Raw genomic sequence first — 17,199 nt, forward strand, 5'->3', positions numbered from 1 at the left:
TCATGAAAATTTTATCTATTCGTATAAAAAATCTGGCATCTCTTTCTGACGAGCACTTTATTGATTTTGAAAGCGCGCCTCTAGCTCACGCAGGCTTAATTGCCATTGTCGGGAAAACTGGTGCAGGTAAGTCGACCATTTTAGATGCCATGTGCCTCGCCCTTTTTAATCGCGTTCCTCGTCTTAAAGACAGCGATGGTAAATTAAAAGATGTTGATGGTTCAGAGTTACTCACCAATTCGCCTTTAACTGTTTTACGCCGCGGTACGGGACATGGGTTTGCTGAACTTTGCTTTATTGCACAAGATCAAAAACGCTATTTGGCACGCTGGGAAATTAAACGTGCACGTGAAAATCCGAATGGTAAATTACAAAGTGTGCAACGCCACTTAAAATGCTTGACCGATGGCGTGGTACTTGCCGATAAAGCCAAAGCGGTTGATGAAAAAGTTAAACAAATTACCCAGCTTTCATTTGAACAATTTACCCGTGCTGTTTTACTTGCCCAGTCAGAAGTCACGGCGTTTTTAAAAGCACGAGATAGTGAACGCGGTGAACTACTTGAGTACCTGACAAACTCCAGCATTTTCGCCAAAATCGGTGAACTGGCTTTTCGTAAAACAGCAGATATTGCCAAACAGCGTAAACAGCTTGAAGAATTTTTAGGTCATATTGAGATTTTGTCGGATGAAGAAATCGCAGCATTTACCGAACAATATCAGCAAGCTCAAGAGAACTATCAAAAATTAGAACAACAAAAAAATGTCTTAGATAAACAACAACAATGGTTTGAACGTAAAGCCAAACTTGAGCTTGAAGTTCAAGCTAAACAGCAACAGTTTCAAACCCAGCAAAACCATCATCAGCAACTTGCGGGTGAACGTGAGCAATTAAAACGACTTGAAGTTTTCTCTGAAATACGCCCACAGGTCTTTCAGCAGACTCAAAATTTACAAACCCTACAACAACTTGAGCCGCAAATTCAGCAAGCTCAAATTAAGTTTAATGATTTGGTTCAAATTTTTGAAACTGGACAAAAACAATATCAATCAGCAGAGCAAGAACTCAAACAAACGCTCGATTTTGAGCAACAGCATCAACCTGCTTTAAATCAGGTTCGACAGTCCATTCAAGAGCGAACATTTATTGCAGATGAATATAAAAAGTGCAAAGAAAAAAGAAATGTTCTAGAGCAGAAACTCAGCCCGTTGCAACAACAGCAAAACATGGTTCAACAACAGATTGAGCAGCTTCAACAAAATCAAATCCATCTGCAACAACAGCTTACTCAGACTGGGCAATATGCTGTATTAGATAAAGGCCTTTCAGCACATTTGCATCAACTCGGGCAATTTATTCAAAACTACGAAGTGATTGAACAACAGCTTGGAAACCCTACTCTTGCTCGTCAAAAGCTATCGGAAGCTAAAAGTGAACTTGAACAACTGACGACTTCGGTGGGGACAGTTGAACAGATTGAGGTAAAACTTGAGCAACAGCGTAAAGATAAAGAACAAAAGCTTGCTCAAATTACTCAGCTAGACCTCATTCAACAAAAAATTAAAATTTATCATGAGCTATATGCTGAGCTTCAGCAGTTCACCGAAAAACATAGCCAAACCTCTGCTCAAGAACAGCAGCTTAAAACCGTTTGCCAGTTAGCTGAGCAAGACTATCAAACAGCAAAAATAGAGCGTGAAAAATTACAGCACATCTTGCAACAACAACGTTTATTACATACTGAAAATATTGAACAGTTAAGAGCCAATCTTAAAGATGGCGAAGCTTGTTTAGTCTGTGGCAGCACGCATCACCCGTACCGTATTGATGACAGCACAGTTTCCAAGGCCTTATTCGACTTGCAGCAACAACAAGAACAGCAAGCATTAACCCTAGAGCAAACTAAATTTAACACGTGGCAAAGCGAACAGCAGACACTTACCCAGTGTCGTGCCGAGCTCGAACAAGTTCAAAAACATTTATCTCAACTTAATGCAAAACAAGCAAACTTGCAGCAAGATCTTGTCCAGCAATTAAGTCTCAACCAATTGCAAATTGATCTTGCTCAACCTCCAGAACAAATCTTACAAACACTTAACGAGCTTAGACAAGCCGCACAAACTTCAATAAGTTCATTTGACTCAGAAAACTTGCGTTTAACCCAAGCGATTAAGCAGCAGAACCAGTTGCTTCAACATGTTCAGCGTAGTGAAAGCTTGTTCAATACGGCACAGCAATGGCAACAACAAGTTCAGCATATTGTTCAGTGCTTATCTGAATCCGAACAGCACGCATGGCAGCAGTCGAGTAGCCAAACGGCTAAGCAGACTTGGTCTATTCTTGATGCACGTGCTAAGCAACTTGAACAACAAGAACAGCTTTCTCAGCGTTTTGAACAGCAGCAACAAGAACTTAAAATGCTGACAGCTAACCTTGAGCAAATGACCAAACAAATTAATGAGATCGATCAAAATCTCAAAGACATTACGCTCAAGGGTCAACAAAATAATGAAAAAGCGGTATCGCTTATTCAACAAATGACAGGCCTTTCTGACATTAAGCCTCATGATTGGTTAATTGAGCATGATGCCAAACGTCAGCATCAACAAACGGCTTATCATGCGTCTAAACAACGTTTTGAACAGACCAGACAGCACTTCGAGCAACAAAAACAGGCGCTAGATCAGCTCAAGCATCAACACCAACACACCGAGCAACATCAACAACAGATTAATGCGCAAATTCAAAACTGGTTAAACGAGCATTCTGATTTTCAAGCGCAGGACTTTACGGCGCTCATACAGATTAATTCAGCACAAGAGCAAAATATCCGTAACCGCCTTAATCAGGCAGAACGTCTACTCAGTGAAGCTTCATCTGCCCTTAAGACTATGCAAGAGCAATTGACTGATCACTTACAAACTCAACCAGATATTGAGTTTGAAAAGCTCCTGAACTTAATTCAAGACAATATTGCAGAGCTTAAAGCCCAACTGGAAGTTCGTGATCAGCTGAAACTTAAGTTAGAGCTACACCAGCAAAACCTTGCGAAACAGCAACAATACGCCCAGCAAATTCAAAACATTCAGCAAGAAGAACATCGCTGGAGCAAAATTTCAGGTCTGATTGGTGATGCAAAAGGCAAAGAGTTCCGTGACTATGCCCAGCAATATCATTTAGATATTTTAGTGGAACATGCGAATCAGCAACTGGCGATGCTTTCTCAACGTTATACGTTAAAACGGCTTGACCAATCTTTAAGTCTTGCCATTATCGACCACGATATGGACGGAGAAATGCGTTCGGTTTCATCTTTATCGGGCGGTGAATCCTTCTTGACAGCCCTCGCCTTATCTTTAGCCATTGCCAATATGGCTTCAGGCTCAATGAAAATTGAATCTCTGTTTATTGATGAAGGTTTTGGAACCTTAGATGCATCTTCTTTGCACATGGTGATGAATGCTTTAGATCAATTACAAAATCAGGGTCGTCAGGTTGTTCTCATCTCACACATTCAAGAAATGCATGAACGTATTCCTGTACAAATTCAAGTGAAACCACTTGGTGCTGGCGCAAGTACCATCGAGGTCATTGGTTAAAACTAAAAAGCCCCGACATCCTGTCGGGGCTTTTTTAGAATCTGCGTTGGTATAACTCCTGTCGTACCTGTATGCATCCATTCATCACTGTTTATTGTTATTCTTAGAAACATCCTGTCTCCTGATGAATTCATAATAAGTGAAAACCACTTCCCGCCATAGCCGCAAAAGGACGCAATGAACGTACGAAATAGCGTACATCATCCTTTTTGTGAATAGTCTCTAGCGCCAAATAAAGCTGTCCCTACACGGACCATGGTTGAGCCTGCAGCAATTGCAGTCTCTAAATCACCTGACATTCCCATGCTTAAAGTATCCCAGTCTACAGGGTGAGTATGTTTTTCTCTCACCTCATCAAACAAACGCTTAGCATCTGCAAAAGCGGCAGTATTATCAGGTGCAGGAATCACCATCAAACCGCGTAGTCTGATTTTGGGTAATTGGCTAATTTGAGCAACTAACTCGGCAACCTCATCTGGTGCACAACCATCTTTACTATCTTGCCCGTCAATATTCACTTGCAAACAAATATTTAAGTCAGATTGATCTTGAAGCCTTTGATTAGATAATCGTTCAGCAATAATTAAACGATCTACACCGTGTACCCAATCAAACTTTTCAGCCAAATTTTTAGTCTTGTTTCGCTGAACATGACCAATAAAGTGCCATTCAATTTCTAAATCTTGTAAAGCTTCAATTTTTTCCAAAGCTTCCTGTAAATAGTTTTCGCCAAATGCTATTTGCCCTGCTGCATACATTTCACGCAAACTTTCACTTGGATGTGTTTTTGACACGGCTAAAAGTTGCACAGTTTCAGGCGCACGCTGAGCATGTTCACAAGCACGCTGGATTTGCTGTAATACGTGCTGTCGCGCATCTTGCAGGTAATTCATTGACAAGGTTCTCATTTTCAAAAAACTTTTTTGCTTTTCACCTAAAGCGAGGTGTTGGTATGCCTCAGTGAAAGCCGTATATTATTCTACAAAATAATGACATATTTTGATTTACTTGGGGAAATTATGGATATTACAGAGCTACTCGCTTTCTCTGTGAAAAATGGCGCGTCCGATTTACACTTATCTGCTGGCATGCCACCACTGATTCGCGTTGATGGTGAAGTCCGTCGCATTAACTTACCAGCTTTAGACCACAAAGATGTTCACCGTCTGGTCTATGACATCATGAATGATAAACAGCGCCGTGACTATGAAGAAAAGCTCGAAACAGACTTTTCTTTTGAAGTTCCAAATGTTGCGCGTTTTCGTGTCAATGCATTTAACCAGAACCGCGGTGCCGGTGCAGTATTTCGTACCATTCCATCAAAAGTACTCACGATGGAAGATTTAGGCTTAGGGCAAATCTTTAAAGATATTTGTGATTACCCACGTGGCATTGTGTTAGTTACAGGACCAACAGGTTCAGGGAAATCAACTACGCTTGCAGCGATGATGGACTATATTAACGAAAATCGTTATGACCATATTTTAACAGTTGAAGACCCAATCGAATTTGTACACCAGTCAAAGAAATGTTTGATTAACCAGCGTGAAGTGCATCGTGATACGCATGGCTTTAATGAAGCACTACGCTCAGCACTGCGTGAAGACCCCGATATTATTTTGGTCGGTGAGATGCGTGACCTTGAAACCATTCGTTTAGCACTTACCGCTGCTGAAACTGGTCACTTGGTGTTTGGTACGCTCCATACGACTTCAGCCGCAAAAACCATTGACCGTGTGATTGACGTATTCCCTGCCGAAGAAAAAGACATGGTCCGTGCCATGTTGTCAGAATCTTTACAGGCTGTTATTTCCCAAACCCTCCTTAAAAAGAATGGTGGCGGACGTGTCGCAGCACATGAAATTATGATTGGTATTCCTGCCATTCGTAACTTAATTCGTGAAAATAAAGTCGCACAAATGTATTCATCAATTCAGACTGGTGCAAATCATGGCATGACGACACTCGACCAAAGCTTAAAAGGTTTGGTATCTCGTGGTGTGATTAGCCCACAAACTGCACGTACTGCTGCAAAACAGCCTGAATCATTCCTATAAAAATAATTAGAGAATAAATATGGATTTTAATGACCTACTCAACCTCATGGTTGAAAAAAAATCATCCGATCTTTTTATTACAGATGGTGTTGCGCCATCTATGAAAATTAACGGGCAAATTGTTCCAATTTCAAAAAATAGTCTTTCTGGGGACGTTATTGGTCAACTATTACATTCCATCATGAGCGAAAAACAACGCAAAGAATTTGCAGACACTCGTGAATGTAACTTTGCCATTATGAACCGTGATAAAACGGCCCGCTTTCGTGTGAGCGCTTTTCAGCAGCGCGACATGCCAGGCATGGTACTACGTCGAATTGAAACTAAAATTCCTTCAATTGATGACTTGCAGTTACCGCCTGTTCTTAAAGATTTATCAATGACTAAACGCGGTATCATTATTTTTGTTGGTGCAACAGGTACTGGTAAATCGACATCTTTGGCTTCAATGATCAGCTATCGCAATCACAATACTAAAGGTCATATCATTACCATTGAAGACCCAATCGAGTTTATTCATGAACATGCGGGCTGTATCATTACTCAACGTGAAGTCGGGATCGATACAGACTCTTTTGAAATTGCCTTAAAGAATACTTTGCGACAAGCACCAGATGTCATTTTAATTGGTGAGATTCGCTCTCGTGAAGTTATGGACTACGCGATTGGCTTTGCTGAAACAGGTCACCTTGTATTGGCCACAATGCATGCTAACAACGCCAACCAAGCGCTCGATCGTATTATTCACTTCTTTGAAAGTGACCGCCACAGTCAGCTTTACATGGACTTATCGCTTAACTTAAAGGCCATGATTGCGCAGCAACTTATTCCAACACCAGATGGCAATTCACGTCGTGCAGCCATTGAGATTTTGATTAACTCGCCATTAATTTCTGACTACATCCGTAAAGGCGAAATTCATGAAATTAAAGATTTAATGAAGCGTTCGCGTGAACTCGGTATGCAAACCTTTGACCAAGCGTTGTTTGATCTCTATAAAGCAGGCCAAATTACTTATAAAGATGCATTAAAACATGCCGACTCACCGAACGATTTGCGTTTGACCATTAAGCTTGCCGAAGAAGGACCTGATCAAATTGCAGGCACAAATCAGCATTTAACCTTCGATCGACAGTAATTTCTTCATAAAAAAAGGAAGGTTAAACGTAACCTTCCTTTTTTATTTGTTTTCTTTATGTGAAAACGATTATTTCTTGCGCAACACTTCCTGACACTCAGGTTCGTTACAGTAACCGTAGAGGTTTAATGAGTGACCTGTTAAGGTAAACCCATGTTGTTCTGCTACAGCATGCTGTTCCTTCTCGATAACATCATTAGTAAATTCAATAACTTTGTTGCAATTATAGCAAACCAAATGATCATGATGATCTTCTTGCATGATTTCGAAAACAGAATGATTATTTTCGAAATGATGGCGCTGAATGATACCCGCAGCTTCAAATTGTGTTAACACACGGTAAACTGTCGCAAGACCGACATCTTCCCCTTGTTCTAACAAAGTCTTGTAAATATCTTCAGCACTAAGATGATGTTGCTTTGAATTTTCTAATAATTCCAAAATCTTAATTCGTGGAAGGGTAACTTTAAGTCCAGCTTTGCGCAAATCTTGATTGGAAATAGGCATGAAAAAAGGTCTCTCAACAAATCTCAAGTTGGAATAGGCAATAGAATTTAGATGAAGTATGATCTATCCTTTGATCAAATGCATCATAATTTATTGGGATAGTGTAGCAAAATGCAAAAACTCGTGCTGACGTTATTAGTCACTTCACTCCTTGCTGGTTGTTCAATCTTTGGTGTATATAAGGTTGATATTCCTCAAGGGACTCCTTTGACCAAAGCTCAGGCCTCTCAAGTACAAGTCGGCATGAATTTCCAGCAAGTGCGTTTTTTGCTTGGTAGTCCAACTGTGACTGATCCCCTCAATCCTCAACGTTGGGACTACATTTACAACTATATCCCGGGAACTTATGCTAAAAAGGCAAAAATTCCTGCAGCACATGGTCAGCATTTAAAAATTTACTTTGATGGCACTGGCACAGTAACTAAAATTGAAGGTTTAGAAACTATTCCAGAATCGCAACCAGGTTTACCTGCTTCTAAAGAAGCGATTTTAACTGCCCCACCACTATAATCGTTTTTTCTAATAAAAATAAACCCCTCAAGTGAAATACTTCGAGGGGTTTTATTTATGGGACTTATTACTTTAAGCGATTACTTTTAATATATCGTCCCACAGGATTTTTCTCGGCGCGGTTACGGCGTATATCTTTAGGGTTAATAGTTAAAGGTCGATAGACCTCTACCCGATCACCTGCTTGCAAAATCGCATGTGCCTCAACTTTTGCACCAAAGATGCCAAGTTGTAATGGCTCAGGCAAACTCACCTGTGTCTGCAACCCGCTTGCCTCAACCGCTTGTAATGCAGTCATACCAGCTTCAAATGGAATAGCAACTAAAAACTGTTGCTCTGGGGCTGCAAAAGCAACCCACACTTGCTGAGCTTTTTCCATCAGATCATTTGTCCAACTACCGCAATCATGGCAATGACAATTGAAAGCGGTAAAACAATACGCACTGCAATACGCCACAAGTTATAAAACAACTCATTGCTAAAATTCATCGATTTACGCAAGTGGCTAATTTTCATAATCCAACCAGCAAAAATTGCATAGATGAGGCAAATGAGTAATCCCCAAAGCATCAAAATCAGCGTAAAGATGCCATGAAGTTCAGGCACAGCCCAAACCGCAATTGCCAAAATAATGACAACCCATTGTAAAACGTACATCAGCTGACGTTGAGCAAGCTGTTCTTTGGCAAGTTGAATAAACAGAGCTGTTGTCATTACCGCAGTAAAAATCCAGGTAAAAACAGGAAGCTGTGCTTGAAGAGAAAAGAAACCAAACGCGACGACAGCAATTAACTGAGCCAACCAGATTGGAAGTGCAGTTTTTGTGGCACCTTCTTGAGAGTGAATTACAGACAAGCTATTTTGCCAGTAAAGTCCTAAGCCTAAACCACTTGCAACAAGTGCAAGTACGGTCGCATTACCCCATTCTTTAAACTCAACATTTGTCCAATGCCAAGGCTGTAAAGTCGTTCCCATTGTATTAGCTAAAACAAGAGAAGCAATTACGCCGACTGTCATTAGCACAATTAAAATCTGCCGCGGAATAAAAGATAAAATTAAAGCTGCAACAGCAAGACCAGCAAAAACAATTTGCCCAGAAACACTATTATTGAGCTGTGCTGTCAGTAAGTTGCCAGCAGTACTCAGTACATTCCCTGCTAAAAATGGAATAAAAATAACTGCAAGCCAACCAGCCAAACGCCATTTTGGTGAACTATCTGCTTCACGAGTTAAACTTGATAAAGCATTTAAGGCAGTAGTCTTCGACCGTTTTGCTAAGGCAATTTCCAAATAACAAACTGGCAGAGCCAATAACAGCATTGTGCCTAACCACAATAACCAGAAATCGATTTGACGATCAATCTGGATTCCCATAGCGGGTGCCAATGTCGCCATAATGATGAAAGATAAGCAAAACGCCATCAGGGGCGATAACCATCGTGACATAGGTATGTCCTGCATTATGCATTCCTTGAAAAAGACTATAGATATTTTGCCCGTCTCATGCCTGAAAATCAAAGTTTGCTCAATAAAAAAAGCAAACTACCGAATCGATAGTTTGCTGCGCTAACTAAAATTATAAGTTTTGTTATTTAAGTTATGCGAAAAACCGAGCAAACCAGTTTTTCCCTTTCTTCTTTTCTTTTTCTCTAATAATTCCCATCATGTTTTCTTTTACTGCCCCCACATAATCAGCATCATCATGTTGAATATGATTGATTAACCATTTTGCTAAAATTTCTTGTAGCTCTTTTTCAACAGTATGTCCCATTTCAAAACGCTCACGATATAACTCTATTTTTTTAATAAATAAATCATGAACACGTTTATGTGGTACACGATATTTATAATCAGCTTCCTCTTGCAAACTTTCTTCGAAAGTAAAATGTGATTGCGTATAATCAATAATGTTGTCTAAAACGTCTTTAATACGACGTCTATCTTCATCATCTTTTACATCATCAATTTCATTAATATAATCAAGTATTCGTTTATGTTGCTCATCAATAACCTCAATGCCCGTATTATATTCTGAAGCCCATTTCATTTTCATACATCTCCCCAATGATGTTCAATGACTGTTGCATAAACCTCATGATATATTTAAAGAATATAAATAAAAACAAAGCTATTTTGTCGGCTTTATCATATAAAAATTATATTTAAATCAAGTTATTGTTTTTATTTATTTTTTAAAAAATTAACCAACTAAAATAATAAAGTATTTTTTAAACAAAATACCTTACTATTAAATGTGAAATATATATAAATATCTCTATTCATACATTTTAAATATACTTTATATTAATACTGATCTGCACGAGTAATACGTTTAAGCTCTGGATTTTCCTGCTCACGTTTTAATCTTTCCACATGAGTAATTGCTTTTTTAATCGGCTCACCATGTTGAAATAAAATCATTTCACCTGGTTGATAAGCAGTCCAGTTTTCATTATGTGTTAAAGGTTCTGTCGTTATAACTGCCACGCGATCTTCAGGTGTAGTGACCTGACTAAAATCAACCTCAACATCTAAGTCAATTAAATGAGCCTGATTAAATGGATATTCTCGAACCAACCAATGTAATTTAGTTATCGCGTAACTAAATAATGCCTTCCCATTCGACAAACAATAATTAAATGTGCCGTATTCAGCAATTTGTGGAGAAATTTTTTCTAATACTTCAAATATCTCATCAAGACTCGGTTCTTCATAACCGAAAGCTTCAACCAATTGATCAAGCAAATAACAAAATGCACGTTCACTGTCTGTATTACCCACAGGGGTAAAACGTCCACTTAGTGGTGGGTTAAAATCATGTAAATCACCATTATGGGCAAAAATCCAATGACGGCCCCACAACTCTCTAATAAAGGGATGAGAGTTCTCTAAAGTGATTTTACCTTGAGTTGCTTTACGGATATGCGCGATCACGTTACGCGATTTGATAGGATAATTACGGATAAGATCAGCAATTGGAGATTCAACTGCCGACTGGTTATCGACAAATAGTCGGCAAGCTTTGTCTTCGAAAAATGCAATACCAAATCCATCACTATGATCTGAGGTAATTCCTGCACGCTGTGAAAAACCACGGAAAGAAAAAGTGATATCCGTTGGTGTTGCACAATTCATTCCTAATAGCTGGCACATATCGCTTTTAAACTACTTCTAATTACCTCATATACTCTATTGTGCATGAGAGTAAAATTGCTTGCAAATCTCAATATGTGCTGGCTATTAGAAAATAAGACATATTATTAACGCTGCCCCATTTTATTCATAACAAATGAAGTCGCCACTTTATTCACTTCCAGAAATACAAAATAATCTAGACAGTTAAATTCTTCATCAAAAAATGCCTGTTTCGATAGTTTTGACTGCATGCTCAAATACATTTGGAACAGTTTTGGCATACGCTCATCTTGTGGAAAACTGAACTCAGGATATTCAGGTTCATAGATTTTTTTCGAACGAATATCAATTGTTTTGCTTTCAGATAATTGCTGAATCTGGCGATGCGTATAGTACGCTCTAGCCAAATTATCTTGCAGATGAATACTGACACAGCCCATCAAATATTTAGCCCGCATTGACCATAGCACTTTGGGTGCAAGGTTCAACCACAGCATCGATAACGCTTTACCATTACGAAAGCGAGGATGGACACAGGTACGCCCTATTTCTAACACATTAGGAAGGTGCGATAACTGAGGAACAATATCAAATTCATGTGCGCTGTAGCTTTGTGCGATCTCATGACCTTGAAATAATTTTAGACGGGTATACGCTACAATTTCTCCAGTCCACTTTTCACGTAAGACTGCATGCTCGCAACCAAAATCATAAATGTCTTGATCTAAGTTATCTTCAAAATGAATTCCAAATTGTTGGCTAAATTGTTGTGCACGAAATCGTTGTACATCTTGTAATTCTTTTAAATTATCAACCCACTCAAAACGAAATTGCGTTTGATTTATTGCTTTATGACGATTTAAAGGTAAAGTCCAGGTTTGGCGATATTGATTAAATTTTTCCAGCATAATGAACGCTCCTAGTGACACCCCTTACACTAGTCAAAGCTCATGACAAAAAAATGACCAAATTAAAATGGTATAAAAAAAGACCACCTAGAGTGATCTTTTTATTGAGAATAACGGTTTTATTAAGCAGTTTTTGCGCGATTAGAAATCAGTGTTCCAACCCCATGATCAGTAAAGATCTCAAGCAATGTTGCATGTGGTACGCGACCATCAACAATATGCGCACTAACAACGCCGCCTTTAACAGCATCAAGTGCACAACCTACCTTAGGAATCATACCGCCATAGATCACGCCTGTTTCAATGAGACGATCAACTTCTTGCGTAGTAAGGCCAGTTAACAGATTTTTGTTTTCATCCAGCACGCCACTAATGTTTGTGAGCAAGATTAATTTTTCAGCACCTAATGCTTCTGCCACCTTACCAGCCACTAAATCGGCATTAATATTATAAGTATTGCCTTCTTCATCTACACCTAATGGCGCAATAACTGGAATAAAGTCACTTTGGGTAAACATTTCCAGCACATCTGTTTTAACGCCAGTTACTTCACCAACCATACCTAAATCAATATGTTTGATAGAACCGTCTTCTTCTTGCTTTTCCATGAGCAATTTACGTGCACGAAGTAAATTACCGTCTTTACCTGTTAAACCAATAGCACGGCCGCCATGTTTATTAATCAGGTTAACAATCGATTTATTTACGCTACCGCCTAATACCATTTCAACCACTTCCATGGTTGCAGCATCAGTTACACGCATACCGTCAATACGGTCAGACTCGCGGCCTAACTGCTTTAAAAATGAGTCTACTTGTGGCCCACCACCGTGAACAACAATCGGATTTAACCCGACAGTTTTAAGTAAAACGATGTCTCGGGCAAATGAACTTTCTAGCTCCGGATCAGTCATCGCGTTGCCACCGTATTTCACCACCAGCGTTTTACCAGTAAAACGTTGAATATACGGCAAAGCTTCAATCAAGATTTTTGCTTTGTCGACACCGATATGCTGATGTTGGGGCATTACGCCTCTCCTTACTTAGGCCTCTGAAAGTTCTTGTGCAATTTGCGGATAGTGCTCTTGCAACATATCTACAAATTTTTGCTGGATTTCCTTTAATCGTAAAGGATTATCTGCGTCAAATCTTACTGTAAAATATTCACCAGTATTTGATGCTCGAATAATGCCAAAACCATCATCAAAATCAAGACGTACGCCATCGATTTTACTGATACGAGCACCTAAACGATGACTTAAAATTTCAATATCTTGTAATACATACTTTGGATCGGACTGATACGTACCAATATAGGTATCTTCTGTACAACATCTTTCTGGATAAGGAGCAAACAATTCGGAAATTGTTGTAGCATCAGATTGGGTAAAATATTCCATTACACGTAATGCAGCATATAAACCGTCATCATAGCCAAAACCACGTCCATCATTAAAAACATAGTGGCCTGCATATTCTCCACCAAAAATGGCGCGTCCATTCGACTGAGATAAATAAGCCCGTAAAAAACTACTTCCCGTACGGATCATTTTTGCTTTTCCGCCGAGTTTTTCGACCGTTTTTTGAACCATGCGTGAACATTTCACATCAAAAACGATTTCTTGCTCTGGGTGCTGCTCTAGACACATTTGTGCAAAAAGTGACAACAATCGGTCTGCGGTCAATATCTGGGCTTTTTCATCGACTAAAACTACACGGTCACCATCCCCATCAAGGGCAATGCCAATATCTGCCTGCTGCTCAACAACTGCTTTACGCAAATGAGTTAAGTGAGCTGCATGCGAAGGGTCTGGTGCATGGTCTGGAAACTCTCCATTTGGATGGGTTCGTAAAGCAATCACTTCACAACCCATTTTTTCCAATATTAATTTTGAGCAGTGTCCAGCAGAGCCATGTAAACCATCTAAAACAACTTTTAAAGGACGTTTTAACTGAATATCTTTAAAAATGGCTTGCTGATATTTTTGGCAAAACTCAGCTTTAAATTGAGGTGCAGTTAACTCCAGTACAGAAATTGAATGGGCTGGTACATAAGTTTGTGCTTCTTCACCCACCTGCTGAATCATTTCTGGAGACGGTGGTTCACCTTTTAAAATCCACTTAATACCATTATCGGACTTTGGGTTATGGCTTGCAGTCACCATAATGCCATTGCCACCAAAATCTCGCGCAATGTAATACATCATTGGTGATGAACAACAACCAATGTTTGTGACCACTAAACCCTGTTCTATTAAAATTTCTTCAATTAAGTGTGCATAGGCTGGACTTGTGAGACGGGCATCATAGCCAATCACTAATTGAGTTTGTTTTGCTTGTTTGTATTGTTGTGCCAATCCGTAGGCAATCGAACGAACAACGTCCGCGGTTAAGTAAGAAAGTTTGCCTCTAATATCGTAAGCACGAAAAATACTTTTTGGAAATGAGTGTCTTACATTCATAGTGTATCTTCTATTTAAAGATCAATCCGATCTATCGCAAAAACATAGATTATTCAAAATTTTTGAAAGGTTTGTTTGCTAAAAAAGTTAAAAGAATATGAGTAAAGCGTGTTGTAATATAATCCATTGTAACATTCAAGATGTAAAAAGAAACGCCTGTTCAACAGGCGTTTGATTTTCGTTAATATTTTCAAAAAACTTATTGTTTGCCTGTGTGACCAAAGCCACCAGCGCCACGTAAAGTTTCTTCAAATTCTTCTACTTGCTCAAATTCAGCTTGAACAACTGGAACTAAAACGTACTGTGCTAGGCGCTCACCTGGTTCTAAACGGAATGTGGTTTGACCACGGTTCCAAACCGAAACCATCAATTCACCTTGATAATCCGAATCAATCAAACCAACTAAATTGCCAAGCACGATACCGTGTTTATGCCCTAAACCTGAACGCGGTAAAATTAAACCAGCAAAATTTACATCATGAATATAAATTGCCATACCTGTTTTCACTAAAACAGTTTGTCCTGGTTCAATATCAATTGCTTCATCGACGCAGGCACGTAAATCTAAACCCGCTGAACCTGCTGTTGCATATGAAGGTAAAGGCCATTCTTTACCTAAACGCGGATCGAGCAATTTCACTTGAACTTTCATGGGATTTCCTAAAAATTAAAAAATTAACGCTTTAATAAAGCTTTTAAATTTGCCAGATATTGTTGAGCCTGTTCTTTAGGGTCAACATTAGCCGCAATTTTCTTTTTACGCCCTAACCACTCCAACTCATCTTGAGGGAGTTCATCAAGGAAACGGCTTGGGGTCATCTGTCTCATCTGCCCGCCATTTTTACGCTGCTCTGCCAAAGTTAAGGTTAAACCTTGACGTGCGCGGGTAATTCCCACGTACATAAGACGGCGTTCTTCTTCAATGGTTTCTGCTGCAATTGAGTTTTTATGCGGTAAAAGTTCTTCCTCTAATCCCATAATATAAACATATGGGAACTCCAAACCTTTTGCCGCATGTAACGTAAGAAGGTTAACTTTGTCTGTATCTTCTTCTTCCTGCTGCTGTTCTAACAGGTCAAGCAGAACCAGTTTTCGAATGACACTTTCAATATTTTTTTCATCAACATCTTCTGCGCGATTAATCAGGTTTTGAATACTGTTAAATAAATTCTCGATATTATCGAGCTTACTTTTCTCTTGTGCAGGTGTTGCAGACTGTTCACGAACATAATCCATATAGCCAGCTTCATTCATCATTTGACGAACTTTAGGCACAGGCTCATCGTCTTCTAACAATTCACGGGTAAACGTCGCAATAAAGTCGGCAAACTCATGAAGTTGAGTTTCTGCTTTTTTAGGAAGCACCATGCTTAAACGTTGGTCAGCAGAAGCACCAAGTAAAGACAAATTATTTTCTTGTGAGAATAAACCTAACTTCTCAAGAGTAACTGGCCCAATGGCGCGTTTAGGCGTATTAATAATACGTAAGAACGCACTGTCATCTTCAGGGTTAATAATAAGACGCAAGTAACTCATTACATCTTTAATTTCTGCACGAGCAAAGAAAGATGTACCGCCAGATAATTTATACGGGATTTGCATTTGACGAAGCTGTGTTTCTAATACACGCGCCTGAAAGTTACCGCGATACAAAACCGCGTAATCTTTCCAGTTTTTACCGTTCATCAGCTTGTGAGTCAGTAAGTCTTTTACCACGCGCTCTGCTTCATCATCATCATTACGACACGTAATAATTCTGATGACTTCCCCATGCCCCTTATCACTCCACAATTTCTTATCAAAAATATGTGGGTTATTTTGAATCACACAGTTCGCCGCTTTTAAAATACGGCTGGTTGAACGATAGTTCTGTTCAAGTTTAATAATATGTAAATTTGGGAAATCTTGTTTAAGCAAAGCCATATTTTCAGGCTTAGCCCCACGCCACGCGTAGATCGACTGGTCATCGTCACCTACCGCAGTGAACTGCCCCATCACCCCAACTAAAAGCTTGACCAAAATATACTGGGCTGTGTTGGTATCTTGATATTCATCGACCAATAAATAGCGAACACGGTTTTGCCATTTATCACGTACTTCTGCATTTTCTTGCAATAAGCGTGTTGGCATAACAATCAAGTCATCAAAATCAACAGCGTTGTAAGCACGTAGATTACGTTCATAAAGTTGGTAAAGATGGGCAAACTGTACATCTTCAGGTGTTTCACAAGTCGAATGTGCTTGCTCTGGCACGATCAGATCGTTTTTCCAATCTGAAATTTTCTTCATTGCCTTGGCAATTAATTCTTTGCTTTCTGCACCCGACAAATTGTCGCGATGCATCAGATCCATCAAAATACGTTTACAGTCATCTGCATCTAAAATCGAAAAATTAGCTTTTAAAGGTAAATTTTTAAGTTCCAAACGTAAAAGGTTTAAACCAAAAGTATGGAAGGTGGAAACCGATAAGCCTTTTGATTCTTCACGTGACAAAAGTTTGGTCACACGCTCTTTCATTTCACGTGCAGCTTTGTTTGTGAAGGTCATCGCGGTTATACGATGCGCTGGAATACGGCAATGCTGCACCAAATAGGCAATTTTACGAGTAATTACCGATGTTTTACCTGAACCAGCACCAGCAAGCACCAATAAAGGGCCCTGAGTATATTTCATGGCTTCTTCTTGCTTGTTGTTCAATTGACTGGCAGATGACATCGTGTAGTACCTCTTAATTTTTCGAGCATGATTATAGTCATCTCTGTTTTAGAATCCCAATAGTAAATCTACGGATATGTATAAATGATGTCTAATAATGCAATTTATGCGCCGCAGTTTGTCGTGGTTATTTATTATTCATAGTCATAAAAAAACCACCCGAAGGTG

General features: G+C 39.3%; 15 protein-coding genes. 4 read left to right on the plus strand and 11 right to left on the minus strand.

Annotated features, from left to right (window positions below; genetic code table 11):
• Nucleotides 1-2: 2 nt before the first annotated feature.
• Nucleotides 3-3,599 carry an AAA family ATPase gene (locus HL290_RS10035; RefSeq protein ID WP_198496357.1) on the plus strand — a complete coding sequence of 1,199 codons (3,597 nt, stop codon included), beginning with the start codon at nucleotides 3-5 and terminating at the stop codon, nucleotides 3,597-3,599.
• 200 nt (nucleotides 3,600-3,799) lie between these two features.
• On the opposite strand, the gene HL290_RS10040 is transcribed toward HL290_RS10035, so the two are convergent.
• Nucleotides 3,800-4,492, minus strand: coding sequence for a YggS family pyridoxal phosphate-dependent enzyme (locus HL290_RS10040; RefSeq protein WP_198496358.1), 693 nt, complete (start codon nucleotides 4,490-4,492; stop codon nucleotides 3,800-3,802).
• 126 nt (nucleotides 4,493-4,618) lie between these two features.
• Here HL290_RS10040 and HL290_RS10045 point away from each other — a divergent pair, with 126 nt between their 5' ends.
• Both HL290_RS10045 and HL290_RS10050 read left to right on the plus strand, forming a co-directional pair.
• The gene (locus HL290_RS10045; RefSeq protein WP_198496359.1) at nucleotides 4,619-5,656 is read left to right on the plus strand and encodes a type IV pilus twitching motility protein PilT; all 1,038 of its coding nucleotides are present in this window, start codon (nucleotides 4,619-4,621) and stop codon (nucleotides 5,654-5,656) included.
• Between the two features lie 19 nt (nucleotides 5,657-5,675).
• Nucleotides 5,676-6,794, plus strand: coding sequence for a PilT/PilU family type 4a pilus ATPase (locus HL290_RS10050; protein ID WP_004641663.1), 1,119 nt, complete (start codon nucleotides 5,676-5,678; stop codon nucleotides 6,792-6,794).
• 69 nt (nucleotides 6,795-6,863) lie between these two features.
• On the opposite strand, the gene fur is transcribed toward HL290_RS10050, so the two are convergent.
• Nucleotides 6,864-7,301, minus strand: coding sequence for a ferric iron uptake transcriptional regulator (fur, locus tag HL290_RS10055; protein ID WP_003653242.1), 438 nt, complete (start codon nucleotides 7,299-7,301; stop codon nucleotides 6,864-6,866).
• A gap of 111 nt (nucleotides 7,302-7,412) precedes the next feature.
• On the opposite strand from fur, the gene HL290_RS10060 reads away from it, so the two are divergent.
• Entirely contained in the window at nucleotides 7,413-7,811 is a 399-nt protein-coding gene (locus HL290_RS10060) for an outer membrane protein assembly factor BamE (RefSeq protein ID WP_003653245.1), read from the plus strand.
• Between the two features lie 67 nt (nucleotides 7,812-7,878).
• Here the strand turns inward: HL290_RS10060 and HL290_RS10065 are convergent, their stop codons facing one another.
• From HL290_RS10065 to HL290_RS10105, 9 genes are all read right to left on the minus strand, one after another.
• Complete coding sequence (locus HL290_RS10065; RefSeq protein WP_005048580.1) at nucleotides 7,879-8,190, minus strand: RnfH family protein; 312 nt, start codon at nucleotides 8,188-8,190, stop codon at nucleotides 7,879-7,881.
• Entirely contained in the window at nucleotides 8,190-9,257 is a 1,068-nt protein-coding gene (locus HL290_RS10070) for a hypothetical protein (protein ID WP_198496360.1), read from the minus strand. The genes HL290_RS10065 and HL290_RS10070 overlap by 1 nt, the downstream gene beginning before the upstream one ends.
• 151 nt (nucleotides 9,258-9,408) lie before the next feature.
• Complete coding sequence (locus tag HL290_RS10075; protein ID WP_017388663.1) at nucleotides 9,409-9,864, minus strand: bacteriohemerythrin; 456 nt, start codon at nucleotides 9,862-9,864, stop codon at nucleotides 9,409-9,411.
• 251 nt (nucleotides 9,865-10,115) lie between these two features.
• Nucleotides 10,116-10,964, minus strand: coding sequence for a class II glutamine amidotransferase (locus HL290_RS10080; protein WP_198496361.1), 849 nt, complete (start codon nucleotides 10,962-10,964; stop codon nucleotides 10,116-10,118).
• A gap of 107 nt (nucleotides 10,965-11,071) precedes the next feature.
• Nucleotides 11,072-11,854 carry a GNAT family N-acetyltransferase gene (locus HL290_RS10085; protein WP_045434753.1) on the minus strand — a complete coding sequence of 261 codons (783 nt, stop codon included), beginning with the start codon at nucleotides 11,852-11,854 and terminating at the stop codon, nucleotides 11,072-11,074.
• A 122-nt stretch (nucleotides 11,855-11,976) separates the two neighbouring features.
• On the minus strand, nucleotides 11,977-12,882 hold the full coding sequence (gene argB, locus HL290_RS10090) for an acetylglutamate kinase (RefSeq protein WP_003653251.1): 906 nt from the start codon (nucleotides 12,880-12,882) through the stop codon (nucleotides 11,977-11,979).
• Between the two features lie 15 nt (nucleotides 12,883-12,897).
• A complete protein-coding gene (locus HL290_RS10095) occupies nucleotides 12,898-14,316 on the minus strand; it encodes a phosphomannomutase/phosphoglucomutase (protein WP_198077858.1) in 1,419 nt (472 codons plus the stop codon).
• A gap of 199 nt (nucleotides 14,317-14,515) precedes the next feature.
• Complete coding sequence (dut, locus tag HL290_RS10100; RefSeq protein ID WP_003653255.1) at nucleotides 14,516-14,968, minus strand: dUTP diphosphatase; 453 nt, start codon at nucleotides 14,966-14,968, stop codon at nucleotides 14,516-14,518.
• Between the two features lie 23 nt (nucleotides 14,969-14,991).
• On the minus strand, nucleotides 14,992-17,031 hold the full coding sequence (locus tag HL290_RS10105; RefSeq protein WP_005042641.1) for a UvrD-helicase domain-containing protein: 2,040 nt from the start codon (nucleotides 17,029-17,031) through the stop codon (nucleotides 14,992-14,994).
• Nucleotides 17,032-17,199: the final 168 nt, after the last annotated feature.

Source organism: Acinetobacter sp. AC1-2 (genome assembly GCF_016124155.1).
Lineage (GTDB): Bacteria > Pseudomonadota > Gammaproteobacteria > Pseudomonadales > Moraxellaceae > Acinetobacter > Acinetobacter calcoaceticus.

Bases quoted from the DNA above. Each gene is read 5' to 3' on its own strand.
- HL290_RS10035 (WP_198496357.1), top strand. From the start codon at position 3: ATGAAAATTTTATCTATTCGTATAAAAAATCTGGCATCTCTTTCTGAC.
- HL290_RS10040 (WP_198496358.1), bottom strand. From the start codon at position 4,492: ATGAATTACCTGCAAGATGCGCGACAGCACGTATTACAGCAAATCCAG.
- HL290_RS10045 (WP_198496359.1), top strand. From the start codon at position 4,619: ATGGATATTACAGAGCTACTCGCTTTCTCTGTGAAAAATGGCGCGTCC.
- HL290_RS10050 (WP_004641663.1), top strand. From the start codon at position 5,676: ATGGATTTTAATGACCTACTCAACCTCATGGTTGAAAAAAAATCATCC.
- fur (WP_003653242.1), bottom strand. From the start codon at position 7,301: ATGCCTATTTCCAATCAAGATTTGCGCAAAGCTGGACTTAAAGTTACC.
- HL290_RS10060 (WP_003653245.1), top strand. From the start codon at position 7,413: ATGCAAAAACTCGTGCTGACGTTATTAGTCACTTCACTCCTTGCTGGT.
- HL290_RS10065 (WP_005048580.1), bottom strand. From the start codon at position 8,190: ATGGAAAAAGCTCAGCAAGTGTGGGTTGCTTTTGCAGCCCCAGAGCAA.
- HL290_RS10070 (WP_198496360.1), bottom strand. From the start codon at position 9,257: ATGTCACGATGGTTATCGCCCCTGATGGCGTTTTGCTTATCTTTCATC.
- HL290_RS10075 (WP_017388663.1), bottom strand. From the start codon at position 9,864: ATGAAAATGAAATGGGCTTCAGAATATAATACGGGCATTGAGGTTATT.
- HL290_RS10080 (WP_198496361.1), bottom strand. From the start codon at position 10,964: ATGTGCCAGCTATTAGGAATGAATTGTGCAACACCAACGGATATCACT.
- HL290_RS10085 (WP_045434753.1), bottom strand. From the start codon at position 11,854: ATGCTGGAAAAATTTAATCAATATCGCCAAACCTGGACTTTACCTTTA.
- argB (WP_003653251.1), bottom strand. From the start codon at position 12,882: ATGCCCCAACATCAGCATATCGGTGTCGACAAAGCAAAAATCTTGATT.
- HL290_RS10095 (WP_198077858.1), bottom strand. From the start codon at position 14,316: ATGAATGTAAGACACTCATTTCCAAAAAGTATTTTTCGTGCTTACGAT.
- dut (WP_003653255.1), bottom strand. From the start codon at position 14,968: ATGAAAGTTCAAGTGAAATTGCTCGATCCGCGTTTAGGTAAAGAATGG.
- HL290_RS10105 (WP_005042641.1), bottom strand. From the start codon at position 17,031: ATGTCATCTGCCAGTCAATTGAACAACAAGCAAGAAGAAGCCATGAAA.